Origin of the sequence: Cellvibrio polysaccharolyticus (assembly GCF_015182315.1) — a bacterium.
GTDB lineage: Bacteria > Pseudomonadota > Gammaproteobacteria > Pseudomonadales > Cellvibrionaceae > Cellvibrio > Cellvibrio polysaccharolyticus.
Genome location: NZ_PRDL01000001.1, coordinates 2746813 through 2763923 on the forward strand (window position 1 = coordinate 2746813; position 17111 = coordinate 2763923).

The 17111-nt window shown below is 52.4% G+C and carries 17 protein-coding genes; 1 reads left to right on the forward strand and 16 read right to left on the reverse strand.

Annotation, left to right across the window (positions count from 1 at the left end):
- Nucleotides 1-4 precede the first annotated feature (4 nt).
- From C4F51_RS11775 to trmJ, 14 genes are all read right to left on the reverse strand, one after another.
- On the reverse strand, nt 5-886 hold the full coding sequence (locus C4F51_RS11775) for a RodZ domain-containing protein (RefSeq protein ID WP_193910030.1): 882 nt from the start codon (nt 884-886) through the stop codon (nt 5-7).
- 7 nt (nt 887-893) lie between these two features.
- Nucleotides 894-1673 (reverse strand): type IV pilus biogenesis/stability protein PilW, encoded by a 780-nt coding sequence (pilW, locus tag C4F51_RS11780; protein WP_193910032.1) that lies wholly within the window; start codon nt 1671-1673, stop codon nt 894-896.
- Between the two features lie 42 nt (nt 1674-1715).
- Nucleotides 1716-2891 carry a 23S rRNA (adenine(2503)-C(2))-methyltransferase RlmN gene (gene rlmN / locus C4F51_RS11785; RefSeq protein WP_235992464.1) on the reverse strand — a complete coding sequence of 392 codons (1176 nt, stop codon included), beginning with the start codon at nt 2889-2891 and terminating at the stop codon, nt 1716-1718.
- Nucleotides 2892-3000: 109 nt separating this feature from the next.
- A complete protein-coding gene (gene ndk / locus C4F51_RS11790) occupies nt 3001-3429 on the reverse strand; it encodes a nucleoside-diphosphate kinase (protein ID WP_193910035.1) in 429 nt (142 codons plus the stop codon).
- Nucleotides 3430-3666: 237 nt separating this feature from the next.
- Nucleotides 3667-4089: a cysteine desulfurase sulfur acceptor subunit CsdE gene (gene csdE / locus C4F51_RS11795; protein ID WP_193910037.1), complete on the reverse strand. Its 423-nt coding sequence runs from the start codon at nt 4087-4089 to the stop codon at nt 3667-3669.
- Nucleotides 4090-4152: 63 nt separating this feature from the next.
- A complete protein-coding gene (gene sufT, locus C4F51_RS11800; protein WP_193910038.1) occupies nt 4153-4692 on the reverse strand; it encodes a putative Fe-S cluster assembly protein SufT in 540 nt (179 codons plus the stop codon).
- Between the two features lies 1 nt (nt 4693).
- The gene (locus C4F51_RS11805; protein WP_193910040.1) at nt 4694-5053 is read right to left on the reverse strand and encodes a HesB/IscA family protein; all 360 of its coding nucleotides are present in this window, start codon (nt 5051-5053) and stop codon (nt 4694-4696) included.
- Nucleotides 5054-5160: 107 nt separating this feature from the next.
- Nucleotides 5161-6426, reverse strand: coding sequence for an aminotransferase class V-fold PLP-dependent enzyme (locus C4F51_RS11810; protein ID WP_193910041.1), 1266 nt, complete (start codon nt 6424-6426; stop codon nt 5161-5163).
- Nucleotides 6419-7717 carry a Fe-S cluster assembly protein SufD gene (sufD, locus tag C4F51_RS11815; RefSeq protein ID WP_193910043.1) on the reverse strand — a complete coding sequence of 433 codons (1299 nt, stop codon included), beginning with the start codon at nt 7715-7717 and terminating at the stop codon, nt 6419-6421. Before sufD ends, C4F51_RS11810 begins: the two co-directional genes overlap by 8 nt.
- Before the next feature lie 2 nt (nt 7718-7719).
- Nucleotides 7720-8469 (reverse strand): Fe-S cluster assembly ATPase SufC, encoded by a 750-nt coding sequence (gene sufC, locus C4F51_RS11820; protein ID WP_193910045.1) that lies wholly within the window; start codon nt 8467-8469, stop codon nt 7720-7722.
- A 68-nt stretch (nt 8470-8537) separates the two neighbouring features.
- Nucleotides 8538-9974, reverse strand: a complete 1437-nt coding sequence (sufB, locus tag C4F51_RS11825; RefSeq protein WP_193910047.1) for a Fe-S cluster assembly protein SufB — start codon at nt 9972-9974, stop codon at nt 8538-8540.
- Nucleotides 9975-10123: 149 nt separating this feature from the next.
- Nucleotides 10124-11353, reverse strand: coding sequence for a cysteine desulfurase family protein (locus C4F51_RS11830; RefSeq protein ID WP_193910049.1), 1230 nt, complete (start codon nt 11351-11353; stop codon nt 10124-10126).
- Nucleotides 11322-11816, reverse strand: a complete 495-nt coding sequence (iscR, locus tag C4F51_RS11835; protein ID WP_193910050.1) for a Fe-S cluster assembly transcriptional regulator IscR — start codon at nt 11814-11816, stop codon at nt 11322-11324. The genes C4F51_RS11830 and iscR overlap by 32 nt, the downstream gene beginning before the upstream one ends.
- A gap of 126 nt (nt 11817-11942) precedes the next feature.
- The gene (gene trmJ, locus C4F51_RS11840; protein WP_193910052.1) at nt 11943-12758 is read right to left on the reverse strand and encodes a tRNA (cytosine(32)/uridine(32)-2'-O)-methyltransferase TrmJ; all 816 of its coding nucleotides are present in this window, start codon (nt 12756-12758) and stop codon (nt 11943-11945) included.
- Nucleotides 12759-12936: 178 nt separating this feature from the next.
- Here trmJ and C4F51_RS11845 point away from each other — a divergent pair, with 178 nt between their 5' ends.
- Nucleotides 12937-13740 (forward strand): inositol monophosphatase family protein, encoded by an 804-nt coding sequence (locus tag C4F51_RS11845; protein ID WP_193910054.1) that lies wholly within the window; start codon nt 12937-12939, stop codon nt 13738-13740.
- Nucleotides 13741-13775: 35 nt separating this feature from the next.
- Here C4F51_RS11845 and C4F51_RS11850 read toward each other — a convergent pair whose 3' ends face one another.
- Together C4F51_RS11850 and secF are read right to left on the reverse strand one after the other, a co-directional pair.
- Nucleotides 13776-15800: a PAS domain-containing protein gene (locus C4F51_RS11850; RefSeq protein ID WP_193910056.1), complete on the reverse strand. Its 2025-nt coding sequence runs from the start codon at nt 15798-15800 to the stop codon at nt 13776-13778.
- Between the two features lie 130 nt (nt 15801-15930).
- The gene (secF, locus tag C4F51_RS11855) at nt 15931-17106 is read right to left on the reverse strand and encodes a protein translocase subunit SecF (RefSeq protein ID WP_193910058.1); all 1176 of its coding nucleotides are present in this window, start codon (nt 17104-17106) and stop codon (nt 15931-15933) included.
- Nucleotides 17107-17111 lie beyond the last annotated feature (5 nt).

Consider the following 17111-nt stretch of genomic DNA (forward strand, 5'->3'; position numbering starts at 1 on the left):
CGGATCAATAACCCACTGTGAAGCTGTAAACCTCAGTCACACCTTCCGGCGGATTGACTTCAAAGGGGCGTTCATTCAACGTAATCGTCGCACTACGAACTTTACCCAGTTTGACCTTGAAAGGTGCTTGTCCCATTAACGCGACGCGGCTGCCCGGTTGCTGCAAGTTGGTTGCCAGCACATCGCCCTGCGCATCGCTCACTTCCAGCCAGCACTCGTCGCTGAACACAAAATACAAATGATCCAGCTGGCTTTGCGAGGCAGTTTGCACTTCTGCAGCCGCCGACAAATTTACCGGTAAATGCTCGGCGGCGATTGGCAGCGCACTGGAAGCGGCGGAACTGCTGGATGCGTCTGAAACATCCTGCGAAGCACTTTCTACTGCTCCGGCTTCATCAACCGTTTCAACCGGTGACAGCGCAACCGATGATGACGAGGAAGAAGCCACAGCCACCGGCGGCAACACAGGCTCGGACTGAATGCGGTTACCCAAAAACCAAACCGAAATCAGCAACAACAGCGCCAGCAAGCCCAGAATCAGCAAAATAAAACCGAAACCTTTTCGCTCGCCAGCGGGACGGACAACATATTCCGCTTTCGGAATTGCTCTGCCCCCTGAAGCAACTTGCCGCTCGTAAGCAGCGAGCACCGGCGCGCAATCAATTTTTACCAGCGCTGAATAGGCACGCAAATATCCGCGAATGTAGGTTTCCACATTCAGCTTGGTGTACTCATCGCTTTCGATGGCTTTTACCTTGCTCACCGTCATGTGCAAAGCGCCAGCAACGTGCTCGTGGGTCAGATTGGCACGCTCACGTGCCTGGGCCAGCATTTGTCCAGGTGACAAAGAGGTTTCAGTATCAGAGACCTGATCGTTAACAGACATTGGATTCTCAGTGATTCATAGTTTCTTTGTACTCCAGATATTCACGGGAGTACGGGAATAGGTTTCTCAGCGCCAGTGCGTAACTGGCTTCCTTGTCTTTATTACCAAAGGTGCGCTCAATACGAATGCCCAGCAGCAAGCTGCGGGCGGATGGGCGCGTGGTCGTGGTGTAAAGATCAAGGTAGGACTTGGCATTGGCATAATCCTGCTTGAGGAAGCTGATTTCTGCCAGCTCAATCATGGCCGATGGCAATTGGCGGTTAAGCACCAGCGCGTGTTTGAAAACCGTTTCGGCGCGTTCGTCTTTGCCCAGCTTGCGCGCAGTACGGCCAACGTTTACCAGGGTGCGGGCGCGGTTGTCGTAATCCAGATCGGCAGCGGCAATTTCAAATTCCTCCAGCGCCTCTTCATAACGCTTTTTGCGATACAGAAATAAACCGTAATCGTTGCGCGCCGTGGTCAAATTGCGGTCGCGACGCAGCGCATTACGATAGCTTTCTTCGGCGAGTTTTGATTCACCTTCAAGCTCGTACAATTTTGCCATGGCGGCGGTAGCCGGCGCCGAGTTGCGATCAATTTCAAATGCCTTGCGCAAATGGTGACGAGCCGATTCGCGATTACTGTTGCGAATATAACCTTCGGCCAGCTGAATATGCAGCTCCAGCGCTTTGACCTTGTCAACAGATTGCCGGTTGGGTTTGTTAGTCTCGGTGACGCACCCTGCGGTTAGTAATGCGACCAGACAAGCCAAAAAATAATGCCTTGCTTTCGCTACTTTATTATTCATCCAGTCACTCCTTAAATACGCGCGGCCCGGCGTTTCACAGGATTATGATTGTGCCAGTATTTTTACCGGTTGCGATTCATCGAAGCGTGCACGATGGCGCTCACTGCGACGGGTTATGTCATTCACACTGCCCGCCAACTGACCGCAAGCTGCATCAATATCGTCACCACGCGTGGTTCTTACCGTGGTGATGTAACCCGCCTGCATCAAAATATCCTGAAAACGGCGCAGCGCATTATTGCTGACGCGTTTGTAATTCGACAGGTTAAAGGGATTAAACGGTATGAGGTTGATCTTGACTGGAACGTCTTTGAGAAGTTCCGCCAGTTCGTGCGCATGGTGCGGACGATCATTCACCTGATCAATCAAGGTGTATTCGATGGTGATTTTGCGGTGAGTGTCGGGCAAGGCTTCAATATAGCGTTTGGCCGAATCCAGCAGCATCGCGATCGGGTATTTGCGATTGATAGGCACCAGCTCATTGCGCAATGCATCATTGGGGGCATGCAGCGAAATGGCCAGACAGGCATCGGTGTATTGACTTAAACGATCCAATGCCGGCACCACGCCGGAGGTACTCAGCGTAACGCGTCTTTTGGAAATGCCGTAGCAGTTATCGTGCATCATCAAATTCATGGAATCGACGACGTTATCGAAGTTCAGCAGTGGCTCACCCATGCCCATCATCACCACGTTGGTGACGGAACGCTCGGCGCCGTGCTGCAACTGCCCAAAAGATTTGGCGGCAATCCAGACCTGACCAATAATTTCAGCCGCCGTCAAATCGCGGTTAAAACCCTGCTTGCCCGTTGCACAAAAACTGCAGTCGAGCGAACAACCCACCTGGGAAGACACGCACAGAGTACCGCGATCACCATCGGGGATATAAACGGTTTCAACCACATTGCCACCGCTAACGCGGATCAGAAATTTGCGGGTGCCGTCGGTAGAGTCGAGCTGCTTTACCACTTCTGGCGGGCGAATTTCGGCAATTTTTTCCAGCTTGGCACGCAGGTCTTTGGAGACGTTGGTCATCTGGTCAAAACTGTCGGCGCCCAGCTGGTGAATCCATTTCATCACCTGAACCGCGCGAAAACGCTTTTCGCCCAGAGTTTCAAAAAATGCGACCAGCTTGGCCTCAGGCATTCCAAGCAGATTGACCTTCGCCACCTCTGCTGCCGCCACGGCAGGCGTGCCAGCGCTGGAATCAGCCGACATTGAGGATTGAATGTTATCTGTCATGAAAATTACCTGTATAAATAAAATTAAACGCCAACATTAAGCGAGCACCCCGGGTGCCCGCTGGCTGTGGCTGGTCAGCCATCAATCAGTTGCGCAGCAACACCGCGTCCTGATCAAAAAAGTATGCAATTTCACGCGCGGCAGACACCGGCGAATCAGAGCCATGCACCGCATTGGCACTGACGATTGAGCCAAATCTGGCTCTCAGGGTACCGGGTTCTGCTTTGGCAGGGTCGGTAGCGCCCATCAATTCACGGTTACGCTGAATAGCGTTTTCACCGGACAAAACCTGCACCACCACCGGGCCGGAGGTCATAAAATTCATCAGACCTTCAAAAAAAGGACGGCCGATATGTTCGGCATAAAAGCCTTCGGCTTGCTCACGGCTCAAACGAATCATCTTCATTGCAACAATACTTAAGCCCGCTTGCTCAAAGTGGGCAACAATCTCGCCAATGTGGTTTTCACCCACAGCATCCGGCTTGATGATAGATAAGGTTTGTTCTAAAGCCATGACTTTCTCCGACATCCAAATCTGCAATATTGGCCATTTTTCACGCAAATGACCGCATCAATAATAAAACTGCGGAATTATACGTGGTTTAGCGGATTTATTACACGGATAAAGCACCCAAAACGGGCATTGCCTGGCAGGAATTGCCGAATCACCATTTTGCGGCTCGTTCCCCGGAAAGCAAAAACCCGCCGGCCGGTAGCGAATCGGCCTGCGGGTTTTTTGAAAGTGTGCAAATCAGACAGTGGCGGCAGCGATATCCTGAATACGTTTGACCATGGATTTCAAACCATTGCCACGGGTGGCACTGAGGTGCTGTACCAGATTCAACTGCTCGAAATAGCTTTCAATATCAAACGCCAGCACGTCGGCCGGTGTTTTGCCGTTATAGGCAGCCAGAACAACCCCCAGCAGACCTTTTACAATAAAGGCGTCGCTGTCAGCGCGAAAATGCAGCTTGCCCTGCTCCAAACTATGAATCAGCCAGACCTGGCTCTGGCAGCCTCGAATCAGGTTTTGTTCAGTGCGGTGCTCATCTTCGAGGGCATCCAGCTCTTTACCCAGCTCGATGATGTATTTGTAACGCTCTTCCCAGGAATCGAAAAAAGCCAGCGTATCGACAATATCTGCCGCGGTAATATCAGTACCAAATTGAGACATGTAAGCGAATTTTCCAACCTTTTGCCGTCTTAAAACCGGCAGAATTCAATAAATACCCGGCCGTTAGAAAAACATGCCGGTTTGCAGCTGAGCTTCTTCGCTCATCATATCGCGGCTCCACGGCGGGTCGAATACCAGCTCAACCTTGACCAGCTTGACATTGGGCACCTTGCGCACGCGGTATTCTACATCGCCAACCAACACCGGCCCCATACCGCAAGCGGGCGCAGTCAGCGTCATCTGAATAAAAACGGTACCGCTTTCCTGATCAATATTCACGCTGTAAATCAGCCCCAGATTGACCAGATCAACCGGAATTTCCGGGTCGTAAACGGTTCCCAGTGCATGCCACACCTGGTCAGTAGAAATCTCATCCGTTTCTGCCGGAGGAAATGACAACTCATCAGAAGGCAAGCCCAGCAACCCGGCATCGGTGCCATCTACCCGCACCATCTGGCCGTGATAAGTCACCGTATAATTACCGCCCAGTGCCTGGGTGACGGTGACAAAAGTATCTTTGGGGATCACCAGTGGTGTTCCATCCGGCACGCGCCGCGCCGGACAATCTTCATTGGCTACAACAACCCGTCTTTCTGTGGACATATCAATTCACACTGAAGCTTTCGCCACACCCGCACATATCTTTGACATTGGGATTGTTAAATCGCAGCTCGCGATTAACACCTTCCAGCACATAATCAATATTAACGCCCTTCACTACCGATAAACTGCCCGCATCTATCAGCAGCTCAACGCCGTTATCGAGAGGGACGTGCAAATCGTTCCCGGTCGCTTCCGCAACCAGATCAACCACATATTTATAACCGGTGCAGCCGCTTTCACGAATGCTGAGGCGAACCGCACTGACATCGCCTTTTTTTTCGATTTCGCGTTTGAAATGCGCCATGGCGGCAGGCGTCAAGGTAACGATTTCACGCGCCGGATCAAATGCATCTACTGTCATTTGTTTCTCCTGACCCAAAACAGCCTGATTTTTCGGAAGGCGCGACAATTGCCGCGACCATTTCCTTTAGACACACAAAACTGGAAACATCCACTTTGTGTGCAGGGTTACAACAAAAATTGCTTCGCTTTATCAATCGCCGCAAACAGGCGATCAATGTCATCAAAGGTATTATAAAAACAGAAGCTCGCACGAACGGTGCCCGGAATACCCAGCTGATCCATAATCGGCTGCGCGCAGTGGTTACCGGTTCTTACCGCAACCCCTTGTTTGTCGAGCAATAAACCGAGATCTTGCGGGTGCACGCCTTTAATGAGAAAACTCAGCACACTGGCTTTATGCGCCGATGCGCCAATGATAAGAAGATCTTCAACCTGCTCTGCTTTTTGCAGCGCGTAAGTCAGCAAGGCTTCTTCGTGGGCATAAGCCGCTTTGCGATCCAGCTGGTTGAGGTAAGCGATGGCTGCGCCAAAACCGATAACGCCGGCAATATCCGGCGTACCGGCTTCAAACTTGTAGGGCAACTGGTTAAACGTGGTGCCCTGAAAGCTCACCGTCTCGATCATCTCGCCGCCGCCCTGATAAGGCGGCATGGCATCCAGCAATTCGCGCTTGCCATAGAGCACACCAAGGCCGGTGGGGCCGAATACCTTATGCGCCGAAAATGCGTAGAAATCACAATCCAGCGCCTGCACGTCGACATTCCAGTGGCTGACCGCCTGGGCGCCGTCAATCAGCACTTTGGCACCCACCCCGTGGGCCAGGGCGATGATTTTTTCTACCGGGTTTATCGAGCCCAGTGCATTGGATACATGCCCCACTGACACCATTTTTACCCGGCTATCCAGCAGCGCTGGCAATGCATCGATATCCAGTGTGCCATCAGCCAACACCGGTATCGCTTCAACACGGGCACCGGTGGCGGCTGCGATCAGTTGCCAGGGCACGATATTGGAATGGTGCTCCATCGCCGACACCAGAATACGATCACCGGGTTGTAACGTTGAGCGCCCCCAGCAGGCCGCTACCAGATTAATGCTTTCGGTAGTGCCTCGCGTCCAGATGATCTGCGCCTGCGACGGTGCATTGATAAAAGCGGCAACCGCGGTGCGGGCCGCTTCAAATTTCGCGGTGGCGCGATCTGCCAGCGCATGCGCACCGCGGTGCACATTGCTGTTGTCTTCGCGGTAATAACGGCTGATTGCCTCGATTACCGCTTCAGGTTTTTGAGTGGTGGCCGCATTATCGAGGTAAACCAGCGGTTGACCATTAACGTTTTGGTGCAAGGCCGGAAAATCCGCACGCACGTTTTCCACATCAAAAATGCCGGCCTCGGGGCTACCGGTAATGGGATGGGCTATTGATTCAGTCATGATGAATCTGCTGCAGCAATTCGTTGTCGCGCCCGAACAAACGGGCAATACGTGGCAACAAATAATCCTGCACCGAAGAAGACTGAATTTGCTCCAGCAACTCGTTGATAAAACCAAAGCTCAGCATAACCTCGGCTTCCTGACGGGACACGCCGCGGCTTTGCAAATAATAAAGCGCAGTGGCATTCAGCTGACTGACCGTTGCACCGTGCGCACAACGCACGTCGTCGGCATAAATCTCCAGTTCCGGCTTGGTATCAATTTCCGCTTTGGCCGAGGTGAGCAGGTTTTTATTGCTCAATTCTGCCAGCGTTTTTTGCGCATGCGGATGAATATAAATGCGCCCGTTAAATACCGCGCGCGAACTGTCGGCGATAATGCCGCGAAACACTTCGCTACTGGTGCAATGCGGCACCATGTGCTGCACATTGGTGTGGTAATCCACTACCTGATTATTGCGCGGCAAATAAATACCCTGCAAATCCAGAGAAGCACCCTCGCCACGGTGATTGACCTGATAATCAATACGCTTCAGGCGGCTGCCCTGGGCGATAGTGAAACCGCGAAAATGCGCACTGCGGTGCAAATCAATGTGCACGCCACCAATGTGAATCAAGCCTTCCTGCTCGAGGTTGATGCGGTAATGCTCAACCCGGGCGTTGTCGGCCACGTGAATTTCGCTCAGGCTGTTTACAAAACCATTTTGCTGTTCATCGGTGGTGATGAAGTGTTCGATAACCGTTAACGCCGAACCGGTTTCCGTCACCACCAGCAAGCGCTGGTTGGCAACCGTTGGCGTTACGCCGCTGGTAGAAACATGCACCACATACACCGGCTTTTGCAGCTGCACCGATTTGGGCACCGCCACCAGCACGCCGTCATCTACCCAGGCATTGGCCAGCGAGGAGAAAACGTGACGCTCGGTATCAACAATTTTGCCAAGATAGCGATTGATCAGATCTTGCTGCGCTGAATTGGCATCTTTAAAACGCACAATTTCCGCAGGCAATTCATCCGAAAGTTCAGTAGAAAAAATACCATCGACAAAAACCAGACGCGTTGCATCCACTTCAACGAAGTCGATATCCGCTGGTTGTTTGGCCACTGACCAGCCGGATACGCCAGCTTTTTGCAGCGGCAATAACGAGGTGTACTGCCAGGCTTCGGTTTTGCGCGTAGGCCAGGCGCGATTCAGCCATTGTTGCGCGGCATCGCGACGAAAATCAGCCAGCCATGCCGGGCTTTGTTGTTCGGCGGCGAAAGCGATCGCCAACTCCTGAAATTCACTCATGATTACACCGCCTCACTTTCCAGCCAGCCGTAACCTTTGGCTTCCAGCTCCAGCGCCAGCTCACGCGTGCCAGACTTGATAATACGGCCGTGCGCCAGTACGTGAACGTAATCCGGCACGATGAAATCCAGCAGACGCTGATAGTGAGTAATGACGATGAAGCTGCGGTCTTTATCGCGCATGGCATTGACGCCTTCGGCAACTACTTGCAGCGCATCAATATCCAGCCCGGAGTCGGTTTCATCAAGAATGCACAGACGCGGCTCGAGCAGCATCATTTGCAGAATTTCGTTGCGTTTTTTCTCGCCACCGGAGAAACCTTCGTTAACACCGCGCTTGAGAAATGCCTGATCGAGGCTGACGCGCTTGCTGGTTTCACGAGCCAGCTTCATAAATTCAACAGCCGACAGATCCGGCAAGCCGAGATGTTTGCGGCGCGCATCAACGGCAGCTTTTAAAAATTCCATATTGCTGACGCCGGGAATTTCTACCGGATACTGGAATGCCAGAAAAAGACCTTCGCGGGCGCGCTCTTCGGTTTCAAGCTCGAACAAATCCTTACCGTTAAACTCAACCGATCCACCGGTAACTTCGTAGCCATCACGACCGGAAAGCACGTTGCCCAGCGTACTTTTGCCTGAGCCATTAGGGCCCATAATTGCATGAACTTCGCCCGGTTTTACCGTCAGGCTGAGGCCCTTGAGAATATCTTTTTCTTCAACTTTGGCATGCAGATCAGTGATGCGTAACATAATTAAAATCCAATCGATAACATCAAACGGTGAATAGGATGAGCGGCGGCAGTTAACTGCCCAGCCGATTAGCCAACGGAACCTTCCAGGCTAACTTCCAGTAATTTTCCAGCCTCTACGGCGAATTCCATCGGCAGTTCCTTGAACACTTCACGACAGAAACCGTTAACGATCATTGAGACCGCTTTTTCGGCGTCCAGACCGCGCTGCATACAGAGGAACATCTGGTCTTCGCTCACCTTGGATGTGGTCGCTTCGTGCTCCAGCGTTGCTGACGGATTCTTGCTTTCAATGTAGGGAAAAGTATGCGCGCCGCATTGATCACCGATCAGCAGCGAATCACACTGGGTGTAGTTACGCGCACCATCGGCACCGGCATTAATGCGCACCAGGCCGCGATAGGCATTGGAGCTGTGGCCGGCGGAAATACCTTTGGAGATAATAGTAGAGCGGGTATTTTTTCCAATGTGAATCATCTTGGTGCCGGTATCGGCCTGCTGATAATTATTGGTGAGCGCTACCGAGTAAAACTCGCCGACACTGTTGTCGCCACGCAAAATACAGCTGGGATATTTCCAGGTAACGGCCGAACCGGTTTCTACCTGGGTCCAGGAAATTTTGGCATTGGTGTGGCAAACACCGCGCTTGGTTACAAAGTTGTAGATACCACCTTTACCCTGCTCATCGCCCGGGTACCAGTTTTGTACGGTGGAATATTTAATCTCGGCGTTGTCCAGCGCGATCAATTCCACCACGGCGGCGTGCAACTGGTTTTCATCGCGCATGGGCGCGGTGCAACCTTCCAGATAACTGACGTGAGAGCCTTCATCAGCAATGATCAGGGTGCGCTCAAATTGCCCGGTATTTTGCTCATTGATACGGAAATAGGTAGAAAGCTCCATCGGACAGCGAACACCTTTGGGGATGTACACAAAGGAGCCGTCAGAGAAGACCGCAGAATTCAGCGCAGCGTAGTAATTGTCTTTTTGCGGCACTACGGTGCCGAGGTATTTTTTAATCAGCTCGGGGTGTTTTTCTACCGCTTCGCTGATAGAGCAAAAAATAACGCCGGCTTCAGCCAGCTTTTCGCGGAACGTAGTGACTACCGATACCGAGTCAAATACGATGTCCATTGCCACACCAGCCAGCGCAGCCTGCTCGTGCAAGGGGATGCCGAGTTTTTCGTAAGTGCGCAACAGCTCCGGGTCAACTTCATCCAGGCTTTGAGGGCGATCCGCCATGCTTTTTGGCGCGGAGTAATAAGAAACTTTCTGGAAATCAATTTCGTCGTATTTAACGTGCGCCCATGTCGGCTCGTCCATCTCCAGCCAGGCGGCGTAAGCTTTGAGACGCCAATCCAGCAACCATTCCGGCTCTTTCTTTTTGGCAGAGATAAAACGAATCACATCTTCGTTTAATCCGGGCGGTAAGGTTTCAGAGTCGATCGTGGTATGGAAACCAGCGGCGTACTCTTTCCTGATCAGGCTTTCAACTTGTTCGCTCATTACTTCACCTTGCCCGGACTGTTACCGGGTGTTGGAATTACCAGCGGCAATTCGCAGTTGACTGGTCACGGTTAAAAAACACTGTCCTGACATTCACCACCCATTGACGGCGGTGTGTCGGCAGCTTGTGTGGAGATCGGAAGTCTCCTTTATAAATGATGAATTTTTTTCACCACTTGCCGAATATGTTCAATGGCAAAATCAATTTCACCCTGCGTGGTGTAACGCCCCACACTGAACCTGAGTGACGCCTGCGCCAGCGCGTCGGTCAACCCAATCGCCTTTAATACATAACTCGGCGACAGGCTGGCAGAATTACAAGCGGAGCCGCTGGATACAGCCAGCTCTCGCAGCGATAACAGCAGGGTTTCCCCGTTGCAACCGCCAAAGGCAACATTCAAATGTCCGCAGGCGCGATCTTGCGGATGGCCATTTAACTGCACATCGGGCAAGTCGGATATACCTCGCCAGAGGTGGTCGCGCAACGCGGCAATACGCACCGGTTCATCAGCCAGATGCTGCGCTGCCAACTCAGCCGCTCGCCCCATTCCCACGCACTGATGCGTGGGCAACGTGCCGGAGCGGAAACCTCGCTCGTGACCACCACCGTGGATGATCGCTTTTACTTTTACGTCACCGTGGCGTCGAACGTATAAAGCGCCGATACCTTTGGGGCCGTAAAATTTGTGCGCCGATAAAGACAATAAATCAATATGGCCGGGACTCACGTCAATTGCCAACTTGCCAGCGCTTTGTGCCGCATCGACGTGAAATAAACACTGATACTGGTGGGCAATAGCGCCAATGGCCTGCACATCGTTAATAGTGCCCAACTCGTTATTGACCTGCATGATGCTGATCAAAAAGGTGTCGCTGACAATTTCCGCCGCAACTTGCTGCGGGCTGATTTGCCCGTAGTGGTCCGGCTGCAATCGGGTGACACGAAACCCCCGCTGTTCCAACCAGGCAACCGGATCAAGTACCGCTTTGTGCTCTATCGCCGACACAATAATGTGGCCGCCATCAGGATGGCTCTCACGCCAGGCTTCGGCCGCCCCTTTGAGCGCCAGATTGTTCGCTTCGGTGGCGCCACTGGTCCAGACGACTTCGCGCGCATCGGCTCCGATTAACGCAGCAACTTGCGCGCGAGCTTCTTCTACCACTTCTTCTGCTTGCCAACCATAAAGATGGGAACGCGATGCCGGGTTGGCAAAAGTACCGTCGAGGGTCAAACAGGCCGCCATGCGTTCTGCCACTTCCGGTGCGACCGGGGTGGTGGCCGCGTAGTCAAGATAGACGGGCTTGCGAATAATGTTTGCGGTTTCGAGTGATTGCACCTGGCTCTCGCTAAAGAATATCGCTACAGACAATATTGTCATCAATGATGCGTGACACAACTTCTGACTGTTTCAAATCCTGCCGGCAGCGCACGGCCTGAATATCACGCCGGGCGACCAAATCAGCCAGGGTGATATTGCTGAGAAATTGATGAATTTGCGCACTTAAATCCTGCCAGAGATGATGCGTTAAACACACCTGGCCATCCTGGCAATTGCCTTGCCCTTCGCAACGGGTGGCATCAAGCGATTCACTGACCGCGTCTACCACCTGGGCAACAGAAATGATCGCCGTGTCGGCACCGAGGCAGTAACCGCCGCCCGGCCCTCTGACACTTCTCACCAGACTGACACGACGCAATTTGGCAAACAATTGCTCCAGATAAGAGAGCGAGATCCCTTGCCGTGCAGAAATATCCGCAAGGCTGACCGGCCCCTTCTCACAGTGCAAGGCCAGGTCCAGCATGGCGGTTACCGCATATCGGCCTTTGGTGGTCAGTCGCATGGTGTGATCCAAATAAATCCTGGAGAGACGCCAACCGCAAACAGGTTGGCTGGACGCTATAACCAAGCATTTTACTCAAGTATTCACTTTTTTCCAATCCATGCTGACTTCAAAAGCCGCTGGCGGTTATTTTTCAGGCGATTTTTTCGGGTCAAATTCCACCGAATCGCCGGTTTTGGCGGCTCCCAGGGCTTTACCCGAGTAAAAAATATGATTGCGGGTGGCGGTTAAAACACCACGCAGGATGTTCAATTCCATCTGATCCAGACGCACGCGATTGTATAAACGGCGCAAGCGGGTCATGGTTTGCTTGGGGTTTTCCGGGTCGAGGAAGCCAAGATCCACCAGCGTTTGTTGCAGATGTTCGTAGTAGGCATCCAGCGACCGGGCTTCTGCTGGCGGAAAATCCCACTGATGCTGCGTCAGCGTTTTGCCTTCGCTGGCCTGCAACCACGCCATACGCACTTCATAGGTAATTACCTGAACCGCAGTGGCCAGATTGAGCGAGCTGTAATCCGGATTGGACGGGATGTGCACGTGGAAATTGCATTTATGCAACTCTTCGTTGGTCAGGCCGCGATCTTCGCGACCGAACACCAGCGCCACTTCATGAGTGCCCGCTTCGCTGGCAACCTGAACACCGCATTCGCGCGGATCAAGCAGCGGCCAGGGAATACGGCGCTCGCGCGCACTGGTACCGACTACCAGACCGCAGCCGGCAATAGCTTCATCCAGCGTATCAACCACCACGGCATTTTCCAGCACGTCGGTGGCACCGGCAGATCGCCAAGTGGCTTTTTCGGAGGGATATTCTTTGGGGGCGACCAGATACAGGCGGGAAAGGCCCATATTTTTCATGGCGCGCGCTGCACCGCCAATGTTGCCAGGGTGCGTGGTATTTACCAGTACGATACGGATGTTATCCAAAGGCGTGGAAGTCATAAGACCGGTTCCCGAGGGTGTCGTAAAGGGCGCGAAGTGTAACACCACTCGCCGCTACTGGTAACTCCCGCAAAAAAACAGTAGAATTCGCGCCCTTGCGGCGAGAGGCAGACTTTTACGTCATGACCTGCGGCCCAGCTCTTTTACATTTTCTGAAACCCCGTTGATTGGTACTCCTATGGAACCCATGTTAACCATTGCCTTGCGCGCCGGTCGCAAAGCAGCTGAATTGATTGAACGCGCTTTTGAGCGTGTTGATTTGATCACTATCGAAACCAAAAGTCGCAATGACTATGTAACCGAAGTTGACAAGGCCGCCGAAAAAGAAATTATTTACCATCTGCGCAAAGCCTACCCCGATCACGCCTTTCGCGGCGAAGAGAGCGGTTTTATGGCTGGCAAAAACAGTGACTACGAGTGGATTATTGATCCGCTGGATGGCACCACCAACTTTATTCACGGGGTTCCTCATTTCTCCATATCAATCGCCTGCAAGTACAAAGGCCAGATTGAACACGCCGTTGTTATCGACCCCATCAAACGCGAAGAATTTACTGCCAGCCGTGGCCGTGGCGCCGCATTGAATGGCCGTCGTATCCGTGTAGCCAACCGCCGCAGCCTTGAAGGCACTCTGATTGGCACCGGCATTCCGTTTAGCGGTTATGCCCTGGAGCACATTGGTGGCTACCTTGCTTGCGTACAGGAAATTGCCGGACAGACCGCCGGTATTCGCCGCTGTGGCTCTGCCGCACTGGATTTGGCTTACGTAGCCGCCGGGCGTTTTGATGCTTTCTGGGAGCTCAACCTGAACGAGTGGGATATCGCTGGCGGTGTGTTGCTGGTGAAAGAAGCTGGCGGCCTGATCAGTGATTTCAATGGCGGCGCCGACTTTCTGGAAAGCGGCAATATCGTTTGCGGATCACCCAAGGTTTTCAAACCGATTTTGCAAATCGTCCAGAAACATCTGGGTCATTTGAAATAACCCCGAAAGCCGGCGCCTCACAACGCCGGCTTTTTTTATGACGTTTTCACCACTTTTGGCAGCAGTGAATTGAGCGCATCAATCAACCGATGCAACTCTACCGGCTTGGTCAAATACTGATAGAACCCCGCCTGCATTCCTTTTTCAATATCGTAGGGCATCGCATTGGCCGATAAACCAATTACCGGAATCGACCGGGTTGCCACATCGCGACGCAACACCGATAACGCCTCGTAACCGTCCATGCCCGGCAAATTGATATCCATAATAACGATATCCGGCTGCTGACAGCGCGCTTTAAAAATCCCCAAAAAGGCTTCTTCAGCAATATCCAGCTCAATGAGCGGGTAATGGGAAAGCATATGTTGCAAAAGACGGATATTGGAGGGGTTGTCCTCAATATATAAAATCCGGCAGGGTGATTGCCACAACAACGCGGGCCGCTCCTGCACGCCAGGAGCAGGTGCACGCCCCAGCGTTGGCGCCATGTTGTGCCATTGCTGACACAGGGGCATTTCGATCCAGAAAGTGGTGCCGACATTTTCTTCGCTGCTAAAACCGATGATGCCGTGCATCATTTCTACAATACGTTTGGTAATGACCAGACCCACGCCCGAGCCTTCAATTTTGCTCATCTCGGCATTCAAGCGGTTGAAGGGCTGAAAAACTTCGCGCTGCCGTGCCAGCGGAATACCCTGCCCGGTGTCGCGGATGGTGATGCGCAAACGCTTGTCTTCCTGCTGCGATACGATCAGCTCAACTTCACCGCCCATTTTGTTGTATTTGATAGCGTTGCCAACCAGATTAATCAGCGCCTGCTTGAGCTTGGTATTGTCCGCAGTGACATAGGCATTTTCATGAGCTTCGAGCGTCGCACGCAAACGAATACCCCGGGTATCCGCCTGTTGCTGCAATAAAGTAAAACATTCGCCGACCACGCGTGACACCAGCACCGGCTCCAGCGATACCGTCATATGGCCCGATTCAATTTTGGCCAGATCCAGCACATCATTAATCAATTGCAGTAAATGCTCGCCGGCTTTACGAATTTCGCCCACGTTTTCCAATTGAATACTAGTGAGGTTGGCATCGAACTCGAATAGTTGGGCATAGCCGAGAATGGCATTTAATGGCGTGCGCAATTCATGGCTCATGCTGGAGAGAAATTCGGATTTTGCCTGGTTGGCTTTTTCAGCCACATCGCGCGATTTGATAACGCGCTCTTCGGCACGTTTCATGTCGGTGATATCCATGTTGGTGCCGGCCATGCGAGTCGGGCGGCCGCTTTTATCAAAATGAATACGACCGCGACCGCGAATCCAGCGCAGATCACCCTGCTTGCTATAGATACGATATTCCACATCAAACATGCCCTTGCCTTCGGCATGGAAATTCAGGGCATTTTCAAAAATTTTCAGATCGGGCGGATAGATGTGGCGGCGCCACACCCGCAATTTGTCTTCGCCGCTGGTGACAACATCATCGTGCTCTTCATAGCCTATCAGCTGCCAGCAACGCGCTGAAAAATGCACGCCTTCGCGGTCGGCGTACCATTCCCAGATGCCGTCATTGGACGCCTGAATAATGCGCGCCTGCCGCGCCTCACTGTCGCGCAGCTGATCTTCTACGCGCTTGAGCTCGGAGATATCAAAATTCACACCGGAAATATAAATAACCCGACCGCTGGCATCGCGAATGGAATTGCCGCGCACCTGGGTCCAGACGTAATCACCCTGGCGAGTGAGTATGCGATAACAACAATCCAGCGGCTCGCCATGTCGCAAATGTTCGCGAATCGCTTCTATCATCGCATCGCGATCATCGGGATAAATAAAATCGGGGAGCTGACGCGCATCATTTATGCGATCAATATAGCTTTCGTCGTAACCGAGATCGCTCCAGTATTTGCCGGTCCACTCCAATTTATTGGAGGGAAGATGCCATTCCCAGAAGCCGTAACCGGTGCCATTGAATATTCGACGAAAACGGTTGAGCAGCTCGCGCATCTCATCGGCAGAGAGGGAGTCAATATCGCCGTCAATCAGATCTATCCGGTTCATTGGAAGGATCACCCGTCAGGAGTTGATTTTATTATTGTAGCCATTCGGCATACCAATGACGATCAGCGCTTTTTTGTTGCGGTAAAAACAAAATGGGCAGCCAAAGCTGCCCATCCATGCTACTGATTTATCAAGGGAGCGAGTCAACCGCATCATCACCCTCTTTCACCGTCGGAATCAAATCTTCCTTGGAGACATTCAGGCCAACCAGCACCGCCGTACATATGTACCAGCTGGTGTAGGTGCCCGAGGTAATACCAATAATCAGCGCCAGCGCAAAACCACCCAGCATTTTTCCGCCAAACAGGAACAGCGCAAACAACACCAGCATGGTGGTCAATGACAACACCAAGGTACGCTCCAGCGTCTGGGTGAGCGAGATGTTAATCACTTCGTGATCGGTACTTTTACGCAGGCGACGGAAGTTTTCACGAATACGGTCAAATACCACGATGGTGTTGTTAATGGAGTAAGCGATTACCGCCAATACCGCCGCCAGCACTGTAAGGTCAAAGTCCAGACGGAAGAGCGAAAACACACCCAGCACAATAATAACGTCGTGCAACAGACCCAACACCGCACTGATGGAGAACTTGTACTGGAAGCGAACAGCAACATACGCCATTACCACCAGCAGTGCGAAGATCACTCCCAGACCACCTTCATCACGCAATTCTTCACCCACTTGCGGGCCTACGAATTCGCTGCGGCGCAAATCCACTTCGGAATCTGTTTCTGCAGCCAGCACATCAAGGATGTAGCCCATAAAAGCGATGTCAGAGGCTTTTTCCAGTGCAACCGTGGTTTGGTCGCCACGTACATCAAACAAGACGTTGCCAAAATACTGCTCTTTGAAAAAATCGCCCTGACGCAATTGATCGGGTGACGCACCACTGATAACAAATACCTGGGTAAAGCCATCGCGGTCAGCCTGGGCGCGCTCGATTTCTACCAGTTCCGCCGATGGGCTGATCGTTGCCAGCTCGCGGTCAAGACCGATCAAAGCGGCATCCTGCATGGAGCCCTGAGAGCGGATCAGTACTTCCGACTCGGAGCCGAACAGCACCACAACCGGGTTTTCGAGCCCCTCACGGTGCAATACTTCACGGATTTTATTGAGATCCGCTGGCTTGCTGAATGACACATCAATCTGGGTACCGCCGGTAAAATCCAGGCCGAATTTCAGCCCGTTAACTGACAGTGAAACGATTGAAACCAATATCAGAATCGTCGACAGCACCGCTGCAAATTTGCGCCACCGGACGAAATCAATAATTTTATATTCCTGTTCCTGTGCAATAGCCATGACTG

Bases quoted from the DNA above. Each gene is read 5' to 3' on its own strand.
- C4F51_RS11805 (WP_193910040.1), bottom strand. From the start codon at position 5,053: ATGACAGTAGATGCATTTGATCCGGCGCGTGAAATCGTTACCTTGACG.
- ndk (WP_193910035.1), bottom strand. From the start codon at position 3,429: ATGGCTTTAGAACAAACCTTATCTATCATCAAGCCGGATGCTGTGGGT.
- C4F51_RS11775 (WP_193910030.1), bottom strand. From the start codon at position 886: ATGTCTGTTAACGATCAGGTCTCTGATACTGAAACCTCTTTGTCACCT.
- sufC (WP_193910045.1), bottom strand. From the start codon at position 8,469: ATGTTACGCATCACTGATCTGCATGCCAAAGTTGAAGAAAAAGATATT.
- csdE (WP_193910037.1), bottom strand. From the start codon at position 4,089: ATGTCTCAATTTGGTACTGATATTACCGCGGCAGATATTGTCGATACG.
- C4F51_RS11810 (WP_193910041.1), bottom strand. From the start codon at position 6,426: ATGACTGAATCAATAGCCCATCCCATTACCGGTAGCCCCGAGGCCGGC.
- C4F51_RS11830 (WP_193910049.1), bottom strand. From the start codon at position 11,353: ATGACAATATTGTCTGTAGCGATATTCTTTAGCGAGAGCCAGGTGCAA.
- sufB (WP_193910047.1), bottom strand. From the start codon at position 9,974: ATGAGCGAACAAGTTGAAAGCCTGATCAGGAAAGAGTACGCCGCTGGT.
- pilW (WP_193910032.1), bottom strand. From the start codon at position 1,673: ATGAATAATAAAGTAGCGAAAGCAAGGCATTATTTTTTGGCTTGTCTG.
- C4F51_RS11845 (WP_193910054.1), top strand. From the start codon at position 12,937: ATGGAACCCATGTTAACCATTGCCTTGCGCGCCGGTCGCAAAGCAGCT.
- iscR (WP_193910050.1), bottom strand. From the start codon at position 11,816: ATGCGACTGACCACCAAAGGCCGATATGCGGTAACCGCCATGCTGGAC.
- secF (WP_193910058.1), bottom strand. From the start codon at position 17,106: ATGGCTATTGCACAGGAACAGGAATATAAAATTATTGATTTCGTCCGG.
- sufT (WP_193910038.1), bottom strand. From the start codon at position 4,692: ATGTCCACAGAAAGACGGGTTGTTGTAGCCAATGAAGATTGTCCGGCG.
- C4F51_RS11850 (WP_193910056.1), bottom strand. From the start codon at position 15,800: ATGAACCGGATAGATCTGATTGACGGCGATATTGACTCCCTCTCTGCC.
- sufD (WP_193910043.1), bottom strand. From the start codon at position 7,717: ATGAGTGAATTTCAGGAGTTGGCGATCGCTTTCGCCGCCGAACAACAA.
- trmJ (WP_193910052.1), bottom strand. From the start codon at position 12,758: ATGACTTCCACGCCTTTGGATAACATCCGTATCGTACTGGTAAATACC.
- rlmN (WP_235992464.1), bottom strand. From the start codon at position 2,891: ATGTCGGCTGATTCCAGCGCTGGCACGCCTGCCGTGGCGGCAGCAGAG.